General features: G+C 60.9%; 7 protein-coding genes and 1 pseudogene. 7 read left to right on the forward strand and 1 reads right to left on the reverse strand.

Annotated features, from left to right (window positions below):
* Window positions 1–47: 47 nt before the first annotated feature.
* The 6 genes from ASC81_RS26525 to ASC81_RS09120 all read left to right on the forward strand — a co-directional run bounded on the left by ASC81_RS26525 (window position 48) and on the right by ASC81_RS09120 (window position 9,586).
* On the forward strand, window positions 48–443 hold the full coding sequence (locus tag ASC81_RS26525) for a nuclear transport factor 2 family protein (RefSeq protein ID WP_200946757.1): 396 nt from the start codon (window positions 48–50) through the stop codon (window positions 441–443).
* A 25-nt stretch (window positions 444–468) separates the two neighbouring features.
* The gene (locus ASC81_RS09100; protein ID WP_056265580.1) at window positions 469–1,125 is read left to right on the forward strand and encodes a hydrolase; all 657 of its coding nucleotides are present in this window, start codon (window positions 469–471) and stop codon (window positions 1,123–1,125) included.
* A 10-nt stretch (window positions 1,126–1,135) separates the two neighbouring features.
* Entirely contained in the window at window positions 1,136–2,332 is a 1,197-nt protein-coding gene (locus ASC81_RS09105) for an amino acid ABC transporter substrate-binding protein (RefSeq protein WP_056265584.1), read from the forward strand.
* 1,489 nt (window positions 2,333–3,821) lie between these two features.
* Entirely contained in the window at window positions 3,822–4,526 is a 705-nt protein-coding gene (locus tag ASC81_RS09110) for a response regulator transcription factor (protein ID WP_056265587.1), read from the forward strand.
* A 291-nt stretch (window positions 4,527–4,817) separates the two neighbouring features.
* On the forward strand, window positions 4,818–5,453 hold the full coding sequence (locus ASC81_RS09115) for a helix-turn-helix domain-containing protein (RefSeq protein WP_200946760.1): 636 nt from the start codon (window positions 4,818–4,820) through the stop codon (window positions 5,451–5,453).
* A 1,364-nt stretch (window positions 5,454–6,817) separates the two neighbouring features.
* Window positions 6,818–9,586 (forward strand): winged helix-turn-helix domain-containing protein, encoded by a 2,769-nt coding sequence (locus ASC81_RS09120; protein WP_056265593.1) that lies wholly within the window; start codon window positions 6,818–6,820, stop codon window positions 9,584–9,586.
* Between the two features lie 442 nt (window positions 9,587–10,028).
* Here the strand turns inward: ASC81_RS09120 and ASC81_RS09125 are convergent, their stop codons facing one another.
* The gene (locus ASC81_RS09125) at window positions 10,029–10,787 is read right to left on the reverse strand and encodes an SDR family oxidoreductase (RefSeq protein WP_056265595.1); all 759 of its coding nucleotides are present in this window, start codon (window positions 10,785–10,787) and stop codon (window positions 10,029–10,031) included.
* A gap of 549 nt (window positions 10,788–11,336) precedes the next feature.
* Here ASC81_RS09125 and ASC81_RS09130 point away from each other — a divergent pair.
* Window positions 11,337–11,713 (forward strand): annotated as a pseudogene (locus ASC81_RS09130) (transposase); the annotation flags it as partial.

An 11,713-nucleotide genomic window follows, 5' to 3' on the forward strand; every position in this document is an offset into this window, starting at 1 on the left:
ATTGAGCTCTCGGACTGTCAGTACCCCTGTTCTCACTGGAGATGAACTTGTCTAGCAAGCCCAAAACAGAGGCGCCATTCGACTATGACGGACAGATGCGCGCCAATCTTGTTCAGGTCTTCGGGGAGCACGACGCGGGTAAACGGCTCCTCGCCATCCAGCGCCTGTATGCACCAGATGCCGTCCTTAATGAGCCTGAGCATTCGGCCATCGGTCATTTAGCGATCAATGATGCTGTCTCCGCTCTGCTAGCCAGTTTGCCTCCGGGTTACGCATTCCGCGCCTTAGCACCGGCTCAGGGTCACCACGACATTGGCGTGCTGACATGGGGCTCTGGTCCACGGGACGGTGCCTTCGCCGTGACCGGCATGGATGTCGCGCACTTCAGGAACGGCGTGATCCATTCGCTGTTCGTTTTTCTCATGCCCCCCAACGGCGCCTAAGCGCCAGTTTCCTCAAGGAGTTTCTATGCCCAAAGTCGGCCTTCCCGCACTGCTGCGTCCCGAAGACAGCATCGTCGTCCTGATCGACCATCAGCCGTACCAATTCGCCAACCTTCACAGCCACGAGCCCACGATGATCGTCAACAACGTCATCGGCCTCGCAAAGGGCGCAAAAGTCTTCAACGTTCCGACCATCCTGACCACGGTGGTCGAGGAACGTGGCGGCTACCTGATCAAGGGCCTGCAGGACGTCTTCCCTGACCAGAAGCCCATCGACCGCACCTTCATCAACACCTGGCAAGACCCGAAGGTCACCGACATCGTCAAGAAAAGCGGTCGTAAGCAGCTGATCCTCGCAGCGCTCTGGACCGAGGTCTGCCTGGCCATGCCGACGATTCAGGCACTTGAAGAAGGCTATGACGTCTTCATCGTCACCGATGCCTCCGGTGGTGTGTCGGCCGAAGCCCACGACATGGCCGTGCGCCGATTGGTGCAAGCTGGTGCGGTGCCCATGACCTGGCTGGCAGTGTGCGCCGAATGGCAACGCGACTGGGCTCGAGTTGAGACCGCGGGTCCGCTCACGGAAGTGATTCGTGACCACGGGGGCGGCAGCGCTATTGCTTATGCCTGGGAAGTGCAACTGCTCGAGTCGGCCGCCCGCGCCGCCAAAGCGGCGAAGTAAAGGAGCGATCATGCTTGCGAACCACTCGTCTTCCGCATCACCGATTCGTTTGGGCTACTGCTTGTCTTTGAGTGGCCCTGTAGGCGGCAATGGGCAGGCGGCTCGGCTCGCACATGAAATTTGGACCGACGACATCAACAAGCGGGGCGGCCTACTCGGCCGCCCGGTCGAGATCGTCTGCTATGACGATGGTTCAGACGCGGTCAAGGTGCCCGCTCTGTATCGGAAGCTGCTTGATGAAGACGAAGTCGACCTCGTGTTCGGCGGTTACGGCACGAACACGATTCTTCCCGCAATGCCCTTGATCATGGAGCGGCAACGCTTCTTCGTCGGGCTGATGGGGTTGGGTGTCAACAACGAGTTGAACTACCCAAACTACTTCGCGATGGTCCCCACCGGTCCTGACCCCAATGCCGCGTTGACAGAGGGCTTCTTCGAACTTGGCGCCGTTCAGAACCCGCGCCCCACCACCGTTGGCTTGATATCGGCCGATGCGGAATTCGCACGAAACCCGATACGCGGCGCCAAGGCGAACGCCCTGAAGCATGGCTATCGCGTGGTGCACGAAGCCACTTACCCCCTGACCACGACGGATTTTGAGCCGCTCATCGAGGCGGTGGCGCAGAGTCAATGTGATCTGCTCTTCTTGTGCTCATACCTTGACGACTCCATCGGCCTGGTTCGGGCCATCCGGGCGCATACCTTCCGACCCAAGATGGTCGGCGCCTCGATGATTGGCCCTCAGAATGCCATGGTGAAGGCGGAGCTTGGTCCGCTCCTCAATGGGTTTGTGAACTACGAGTACTGGGTGCCCGTTCCAGCGCTGAAGTTCAATGGTGTTCAAGAGTTGTTGGCGAGGTACCGCACGCGTGCAGTCGATGCTGGCGTCGATCCACTTGGCCATTACATGGCTCCGTTGGCATATGCGCAGATGCAGGTCATCGCTCAGGCGATTGAGGCTACGGGTTCCTTGAACGACGCTGACCTTTCCGCATACGCCCGAGAAGCAAGGTTTCAAACCGTCATGGGCGATGTGATGTTTGGCAACCACGGCGAATGGGTTGAGCCCCGCGTCGTTCAGGTGCAGTTTCAAGAGATCGTGGGCCACGACGCCACGCAGTTCTTGGACGCCTCGAGGCAGGTGGTCGTGTCGCCTGTTGAACTCGTTTCCGGTCGCCTGATTTACCCCTACGAGCTGGCGATCTAGCACCGCCGACCAAATTGTTCCCACCGAAACGACGGGTCTCGCCGTGGTGAATTCGGTACCCGGGGCTCCGATCGATGAGTACGCCAGCTGACCAAACGGGATCACCGATACGCACTACGACCATCTCATCAAGGACCTTCTGACGTTCGCTAAGCGATAGGCGGAGAGGCGCCGTCCCGCGATTCGCTGTGTCCAACTATCGACCTGAGGAGCAGCAGTTATGACAACCCTCCGCGCGAATCATCGACAGACTGGGGCTGCTTCTTCGGTGAATTGGAGGATGTGCTATCCAGCAGTTCTCTTGCTTTCCTGCATGACCGCGTTCGTAGTCATGTCGAACGAAGCCCACAGGATGGATCAACCCGAACTAGTCGCTCCGTTGGCGTCGCTGGAACTAGGCCGGCATCCTCCGATGTCCTGCGGGAAAAGCGCCTCCAAAGACACACGTCGAAGCCTCCTCTGTCGCTACGCGGGGGAAGGGATTACGAAGGCCGCGGCAAGTTCGGAGGCAGGTAGGCTGCCGCCCGCACACTTGCCTGCCATTCGACGAAATCAAGACATGCTTACTGAGTCCTGGAATAGCGCCGGGGGCAGCTCGCGTTTTGACTGACCGATCGAGGCTTCCCGGGCTCGGCCGAACCTGACCGGCCAAAATTGACCAAGCGTCTAGTGGCGGTCCCTCGGGTTGGCCATTTGGTCGATGTGGAGCGCGTCTGACCTGGCTGGCTCTTAATCGCCGTCGATCATTCGCGCCGTGCTATCGCTTCTTAGGCCGATGGGCAAGCACTTCATGGCGCGGTTGTCCCACCGCGGTCGTTCCGCACATGCATCCAGGTGATGCTTTGCCGCCCTGGGGAGAGTCAGGCCGCATGCATGGACCAGCCGCCGCGCGACGCCGGCACAGTTCCAACACCCCGCCACACCCAGCCCTGCCTCGGACTTCTAGATGCAGGAATAGTCAGCCATCCCTAATGGGCCCGGCTCCTCGGCCCGAGCCTGCAGCACGTTGCGTTTGACGGTACTGCGCGCGCTCACGTCTGGGGGAAGAACTGGACGCCTGCGCCGCGCTCCGCATGGCTGTGTACACCTTCGCACAATCAGAAGCGCCACGGCGCTGGGCCGGCTCAAATATGTCGGGCTGGGAGCGCGCGACGACCGCGGGTGAACGTTGCGGTGCCACAGGCACGACCAGCGACAAGGTCAGTGCCGCGGGCTCGCCAGCCGTGGCACGCATGCGCTTGAGGTCGCCTCATGCGAGCCACGTCCGCACGACATCTGTACGCAGGCCGAGCGCGAGGGCCGACGCCGGGAGCGGCGCGCCGGGCTTCCAACACTCCGACTAGTTCCACTGACTTGCCACATCGGCGTGGCAGCGCACGGATGGTGCGCCGGGTCGATGAACCTTAACAGCGATTAACAGGCCTTGCCACCCATGTGCGGCGAAGTCGCCTAAATTTTTTGCACCAGACAAGCGACTCGAAACGCAGCCATGACGACACTCTTCCAACCCCTTCGTGCGCTCGCGCGCCACAACGACCCCTTGCTCGCGGCTGGGATCAACGCCGCCCTTAGCTCGGCGCCGGGAATCGAGGTCGTCACGGCGTCTGACGGTTCGTCGTTCCCGGAAGCCGACGTTGTGATCGGCGACTACGAGAGTGGCATAGCCTGGGCGGAATACCAGAGGTTTCGGTCGTCAGCGACGAAGCGGGCTGTCGGCGTGGTCGTCATCACCTGGCGTCACAGTGAGGTCGATGTGCGCAGTGCGTTGCAGGCGGGCATCGGCGGCTATCTACTCTGCAACTGCGGCCTGAACGAACTCGTGGATGCGGTGCGCGTGGTAGGCCGAGGGTCACCCTACCTCTGCGAAGTCGCCGCAGCGCTCGTCGCGAAGAGCTTGACACGTACGCCATTGACCATGCGTGAGAGCGAGATCTTGCGCCTTATCGCAAGCGGCTTATCGAACAAGTCCGTCGCGTTGGAACTGAACATCGCCCTAGGGACGGTCAAGGCGCACGCCAGGGCGGTACTGGACAAGCTCGGGGCCCGTAGCCGCACCCAGGCGATCGTCATGGCGGCTCAACAAGGCTTGCTTGGGCCTCAGTCGCCCTTACGACCGGCCGCTATCTCATCCGGTCGACTCACATCGGTCACGCCTTTGCGGCGATCACACGCGTCGGATCAGCTCGCCGCTTGAATTACTCAGGCCGACTCACTCTTGTGGGCCTTCCCTAGTTGCTCAACTCCTATGTCGCACAGTCAACCGCTCCCCGAAAACGTCGCCAGGCGGACAACGTCCAGCCGAAGCTGGAATGGCGTTAGCGTCGATCTCAACGAATTCACATGCACGGGCCGCGTGTGCTTCCCGATGGAGGCAAATCTGGAGCGGGCGCGTCTGGGTGCGCTTCTCGAGGAGGTAGGTACCGATCATTGGGAGGTCAGGACGGCGCGGAGCACGCCATGCCCTAACGCCTATCGGCCGCGCCACATGTATTTTGCGCCGGCGGACTTGGAGCTTTGGGGGCATTCTGCCGATACCCGCTTCGTCAGATGCGCGGCTATCAGCTTCGAGGTCGATGAAATAAGGCAGCGTATTGGTGTCGAGCGAGGCACGCTTTCAGCTGGAGTTGCCAGGATTCGATTTGTTGACGAGACGCTTTGGCTGCTCATCAAGCTGCTCACGGAAGCAATTGATGACAGTGATCCAACAACGGAACTGTACGGTGACTCACTGACTGTGGCCATCGCGTCAAAACTCCTGGGACTTCAGGAGGAAACCAAAAGCAGCAAATGCGGCTTGTCCCCTGTGCAGCTCAGTGATGCCATGAGCTATCTCGATGCGAAGCTGCCGTGTCGCGTGAGCTTGGCCGAGCTGGCCGATCTGGCGGGCCTGTCACAGTCTCATTACAGCCGCGCTTTCAAGGCGTCAACTGGCTTCTCCCCGTACCAGTGGCAACTGCAAGCCAGGATCGAGCGCGCCCAAAACATGATGATCAACACCAACAAATCACTGGACGATATCGCTGAGAACACTGGTTTTGCAGACAGCGTCCACTTCGGCCGGACTTTTCGAAATTTGACCGGCGCAACGCCGGCCGCATGGCGGTCGGACCGTCTATCCTGACCTTCGAGCGCCTGCTGGAAACGCCTGGGCAAACGTGCCTTTACGCCATCATGATAAATCGTAGGTGCTTAGGCACCGACTGTCACGATAGTCTCTTCGCTGCCGCCATTAATTCGCTCTTGAGGGCCGCAGTGGCCCCACCGTGCGGGCCCAGTGGAAGACTCAGCTGGTCGTAGAACCGCCTGCGCCGGCGCGCGTAGTTGGTCAATCGAAAGCAGCATCATCAAGCCGCTTTGCTACGTTCGCCGGCTGGCTTGGAGGACGAGTGCCATCGACAACGCAATGGCCAGGCAGCACGCGACTGACACGAAAGATCCGTATCGGGTGAAATGGTGGCCCGCGATTCGCCAACGCCGAGTCGCCGGGCATTCCTGAGGCGCAGTCGCCACTGGCTGGAACGTCAGTGACGACGATCGTCTGCCAGGCTTGGTGAGCCTACTGATGCTTCCAGATGGACATGGCAACCAGTGCCCGTCGATTACATGGAGCCTTCGGATGCAAAAAATCGTCGGCCTCGCGACTGTCGAACTGCCGAGCACGCATCTGACAAGCCTCGATGACATGCGACAGCTTAATGCGCCAAGTCTGTACATCCAACGCGGCCGTGTCGCTGCGCGTTGCCTAGCTAAAGACCAGATCAGCATTGGCTGCCTCTAGCACAAACGGCCAGGTGACTGACTGTGCATGCGCAGGGAGCACGATCTCGCATGCGGGTCATGCTCGCCAATACTCGGTGGTGGCACACGGCCCCGCGACAGCAGTTTCGGTCAGCCGGCAGCGTTTTTAGACAGTGTCAGGACGCTTTGCTCGCGCGAGACTGCAGGTGGTAGCCGACCACTGTGGTCACGGGCGTGTCAATGAGACTTGGTGATCTGCGCGGGGATGCTTGTCTCCAGAGGACATAAGGGCCGATCTTCGAGGGTTCCCATTCCGATGGACAGAAAGGTGTGCTTGTGACGAGGTAGCGCAGTGCCATAGCGGGATCGCGCCAGGTCGAAATGATGGCGACCGCCAACGGTCATTTGCTCGACCTGTATGCCAGGTCCTCCCGCAGGTGCGGCCGCTGCCGCTGCATGCGCAGGAATTTCCCCGTGCGCTCCGGCGCTCGTCGTCCCAAAAGGCTGAGTGGTTAGTCGTGCTAGCGCTCAATCTCGCTTGATCTTCGCAAGCAGCCCTTGTGGATGTTCAAGAGATCCCCGCGCGGGCCCGAACCCGGGCAAGCCAGCACAGCTGCGACGAGGCTATCTCCTTACTCACCTGCGTGCTCGAACGATGCATGAAGGGCTGGACGCGCTGCGTGTTGGGCTGCGGCAGTGCGCTCCTGGCGGTGGGCTCATTGACATACACGACAAGGAACTTGGGAAATGAATCAGCCGCAAGCCTGGCAGTTCGGAGCTTTCACACTACTGCCGACGCAGCGCTTGCTGCTCGAGGGGGATGCTCCGGTGCGCGTTGGTGGTCGCGCGTTGGACCTCCTGATCGTTCTGATTGAGGCCGCGGGCAAGATCGTCGGTAGAGACGAACTGATGGTCAGAGTGTGGAAGAAGGTGGTTGTCGACGAAGGCAGTCTACGCGTCCATATTGCTGCGCTACGTCGTGCCTTGCGCGACGACGGAGACGCGCGCCGCTACATCGTCAACGTTCCCGGTCGCGGCTACTCTTTCGTCGGCGACATTACGCAAATGGCGCCCGACGGCGTGGGCGTCACTTTGGCGAGACCGGATGAGGCGCGCAGCCACCTGCCACCGCTTCTAGTCAATGTGGTCGGTCGCGAGGACGCGATCAAAGAAGTGGGCTGCATGTCCACGAAGCATCGGCTGGTGACCGTTGTGGGAGCTGGAGGAGTCGGCAAGACAACTGTTGCCATCGCCGCGGCTACGCAGTTGGCAGCCAACTATCGAGACGGCGTGAGGTTCGTCGATCTCGCGCCGCTTTCCGATGCGCGGCAGGTCGCCAACGTGTGGGCCCATGCCGTCGACCCCTCGCGGTCGGTCTCAAATGAGCGCGAGTTGGGTGATCTACTAGCTGACCGAAACTTGCTGATCGTGCTCGACAACTGCGAGCATGTCGTGCAGTCTGCCGCCGCGGCGGTTGAAGCGGTACTGGCGACAGCTTCAGGCGTGCACGTCCTGGCGACCAGCCGCGAACCGACACGCGCGTCGGGAGAGTGGGTGATGCGGCTGGCTTCGCTGGAACTCCCACCCGCCTCAGAGCGACTTACAGCGGAGCAGGCTAACGCGTTCTCTTCGGTCCAACTGTTCACGCAGCGCATCGCCGCGAACGTCTCCGGTTTCATCTTGAGTGATGACGACGTGCAACATGTTGCCGAGATCTGCTGTCGCCTCGATGGCATTCCGCTGGCGATTGAGCTCGCGGCAGGTCGGGTCGCGCAGCTAGGGCTTCGGGGCCTCGCGGCCAGGCTGGAGGATCGATTTTCTCTCCTTACCAAAGGGCGCCGAACTGCACTGCCGCGCCAGCAGACGCTGCGTGCGGCGATAGATTGGAGTTACGAGCAGCTATCACAAGACCAGCAGGCGGCACTCAAACGCCTGTCTGTCTTTGCCGGTAGTTTCTCGTTCGACTCCGCCGTGGCAGTTTGCGAGGATGAAGTTTCACTTGATGCTTTGGATGCAATCGACGAACTGGTTCGAAAGTCCTTGATTACCGTGGACACCGGTACCGACGTCGCCCGGTATCGCCTGCTCGAAACGACACGCGCCTATGCACTTGAAAAGCTCAACGAGTCAGGCGAGCTGTTAGCGGCGTCCCGCACCCATGCGCTACACGTTTGCGATGTCTTCGAGCGCGGGGAATCGGAGGGGGCGCTTGACCCATTCGTTGGAGACGCAGGCCACGCGCGTTGGATCGACGACATCCACCTCGCGGTACAGATGAGCTATTCCACGCTACGTGATCCACGGCTGAGCATGCGATTGCTGTCGGCCACCGCCTCAGTCTGGTTTCAGCGATCTTTACTCGACGAGTACCGAGAGTGGGCCGAACTAGCGCTTGAGAAAGCCGGGGATCTGGCTGAGCAGCCGGAAGAGGCCTTGATGCGCTTGTGGAATCTGCTAGGCCTTTGCTATTGGCACACGAAGGGGACTGGCCCTGAGATTGCGCGAGCATTCGGCCAAGCCTATGACCTGGCACGCAGATTGCGGAATGTGCACTTCGAGCGCATGGCGCTATGGGGGCTATGCGCACATGCCTGTTCATCAGGAAACTATTCCGCCGCACTCGGATTTGCACGACAGCACGCGGACTTGACGCCTCTCGGGACTGATCCGGCGGCAGAAATTCAACGAGGAAACGTGATGCAGGTGTCCCTGCACTTTATGGGCGACCAAGCTGCGTCACGAGACGAAGCCGAGGCCACCATCGCGCTCATTCGCAGAATCCATCCATCCGACAACTTCGGCCAGTTTCGACTCGATCCGCACTCCGTAATCAATTCGTTCCTGTCGCAAGCATTGTGGATTCAGGGCCTTCCTGCTCAGGCGCTTGAGGTGGCTGAACAGGCAGTCCAGTCAGCGAGATCGACGCAACATGCCTTGTCTCTGTGCTTCGCCTTGTTCGGGAATTGCGCAGTGCTGCTGTGGTGCGGGCGTTGGGAGGAACTACGTGAACGCGCCCACGCGCTGATGGAAGTGGCCACAGACCGCCGCCTCGGGTTTTGGATCGCATGGGCACAGACCTACTTGGACGCCCTTGTCTATGGCACGGAAGGCGTGATCGTGCCGCTCTCGCTCGGCTCCATTCGCGTTCCCCACCAGTTCGAAATGTTGGCGACAGTGAGCGACGAACTGCTTGACGGGGAGGTCTTGGTTCGCGCGGAGGCCGGCCACTGCCCCTGGAGTGCGCCAGAGGTGCTCCGCGCGCAAGGCGAGCGGCTGCTTCGCCAAGGCTTTGCGGCCCAAGAGGCGGAGCCATGGTTCATCCGCGCGCTCGACCTAGCTCGGTCGTCAAAAGCGCTCTCTTGGGAGCTTCGCGCAGCTACGAGTCTGGCTCGATGCTGGTCGAGCCAGGACCGGAGAGACGAAGCAGCAGCATTGTTGGACGGCGTGTTGGAGCGCTTCACACAAGGCTTCGACACAACAGACGTGCAACGTGCCCGGCACATGAGGCAGGTCTGACGACGTTCATTGTGCAGGCAGGTTGTCTGCGTGGTCGGACATTGAAGACCAACGATTCATCGCCGTCTTCCTCGTAGTCGATCGGCCGGCTCTTAGCGTACCCCGTCGCCTTCCCGCCCAGTAAGGGCTTGACGCACACGGCGGCGCTCGGGACCTGCATGGGATTACCAGCCATCCGGACACCCCAACATCCGCGAATCGGCGATCCAACCGGTAAGCGTCCGCACGCACTCAGTGGAAGCTCCGAGCGATTCGCCCCCTCGGAGCTGATGAAGAGCGCAAGCCGCACGCTTGCGCTCGAGTTCGTTGCGGGCGAAAAGTTCGAATAGCCGGTCATGTTGCCACCATCAACTCGCTGCCTCATCTGGATGGTTGTCACGACCCATCGCATACACATAGTCACCGGCCGAGGGCACCGTGCCCTGGTGGCAAGCGAGGAGGCTCATGGCGCGGGTCGGTTCGTCTCCGCAGCCAACGCCGCTGCGTCGGCGCCGACGGGCACGCTGGCCGCGAATGAGGGATCCGTCACGGCGACCCACACAGCCTCCGCAACGTCAGCCGATCGAGTGAATGCCGACACATCGCCCCTGCTTGCATAGAAGTTGGCGGCGAAATCGGCGTACGACTCGTGCGCAGTGTTTTGCATCCGGGCACGCGCGTTTTCGCTGAAACGCGTCTCAGGACCACGCCCTGGCAATACCAGCCTCACGCGTACGTTGAACTGCTCGAGTTCGAGCGCGAGCGACTCGGAGAAGGCCTCGACTGCAGCCTTGCTGGCCGTGTAAGCCGCGATCAACGGCAGCGGCTTGAGAGTGATCGCCGATGAAACATTCACAATCACCCCACGCCTGCGCTGCCTGAACTGCTGCAACACAGCTTGGGTAACCGCCATGGTACCGAGCGTGTTGGTCTCGAAGAGCTCGCGTACCGCTGAGAGGGAGGATCCTTCGAAGGCCCCCATCAATCCGATCCCTGCGTTGTTGACCAGCGCGTCGATGGGGCCTGCAGCATCGACCGCCTGCTCGATGCTTTGCGGATCGGTGACGTCCATTGCCAGCACCCGCAGTCGATCCGAAACGGGTAGGAGATCGTCGCGGGGCGTGCGCATCGTCGCGACGACACGCCAGCCACGGCTCAGGAAGAGCCTTGCGGTTTCGAGACCGAATCCGGAGGAGCTTCCGGTGATGAGGATGGTGTTCATGGGGTTGGAAGGTGATGAACGAAAGGTGCCGCGGCATCCGCCGTGGGAATGGTCGTGAGGCAGAGCTCAGTGGGACCGTAGGCCAGCGTCGGCCGCTGGCGTTTTTTCGGTGGAAGACGTGGCATCGTTTTTCCTTCAGGAGTCAGGCGGCCGAACCGACCCAATGGGGTACCGAACTCACACGCGCGTCCGGCCCTGCAGAGGTGACGGTTCAAGTCGCGTCCTCTCCAGTTACTGTGTGGGACTTGCCCATCTGGTTTCCTGAGCTTGGGACGACCGAGGAACCGAGGATGAAGACGACGGAGTGATATCGGCAACGGTGTCACTTGTGGCCTAGGGACAAATCTAGCAGTGCACCGATCGCGCGGCGGCACTCGTTGTGTAGCTACGCTCCTAGTCCCAAAGGACAATGTCTTTGGGGAAGTCGCCCACAACGGCCAGGCGTCCTTCCCGAAGAACCGCACCAGCAAGCGAGGCAATGAGCTAGCCCCCTGAATGACCGGACACGGTCCATCGCTTATCTTTGAGGATAGGAGTAGGACTGTGAATATGACTAGGCGGACGGAGTCTGTAGAGATCGTGACCGATCAGCGCCGCAGGCGGTGGTCGGTGCAGGAGAAGGCTGCGCTGGTTCGGCGCACCTATGAACCGGGCATGTCGGTGTCGCTGGTGGCGCGCCAGGAAGGTGTCGCGGCAAGCCTGCTGTTCCAGTGGCGCAAGCTCGAGAGAGAAGGCGCGCTGGTGGCGGTGTCCGCTGGTGAGTCGGTGGTGCCAGCCTCGGAGCTCGCCGCTGCACGCGCGGAGATCGCCAAGCTGCAGCGCGTCCTGGGCAAGAAGACCTTGGAGAACGAAATCCTCAAGGAAGCCGTGGAGTACGCCGCCGAAAAAAAGTGGATTGCGCGCTCGCCCTTGTTGCCCAAGGACGA

This window comes from Pelomonas sp. Root405 (assembly GCF_001425165.1).
GTDB lineage: Bacteria > Pseudomonadota > Gammaproteobacteria > Burkholderiales > Burkholderiaceae_C > Pelomonas.

Excerpts from the sequence above, each read along its gene's own strand:
- ASC81_RS09100 (WP_056265580.1), top strand. The coding sequence starts at position 469 with ATGCCCAAAGTCGGCCTTCCCGCACTGCTGCGTCCCGAAGACAGCATC.
- ASC81_RS09105 (WP_056265584.1), top strand. The coding sequence starts at position 1,136 with ATGCTTGCGAACCACTCGTCTTCCGCATCACCGATTCGTTTGGGCTAC.
- ASC81_RS09110 (WP_056265587.1), top strand. The coding sequence starts at position 3,822 with ATGACGACACTCTTCCAACCCCTTCGTGCGCTCGCGCGCCACAACGAC.
- ASC81_RS09115 (WP_200946760.1), top strand. The coding sequence starts at position 4,818 with ATGTATTTTGCGCCGGCGGACTTGGAGCTTTGGGGGCATTCTGCCGAT.
- ASC81_RS09120 (WP_056265593.1), top strand. The coding sequence starts at position 6,818 with ATGAATCAGCCGCAAGCCTGGCAGTTCGGAGCTTTCACACTACTGCCG.
- ASC81_RS09125 (WP_056265595.1), bottom strand. The coding sequence starts at position 10,787 with ATGAACACCATCCTCATCACCGGAAGCTCCTCCGGATTCGGTCTCGAA.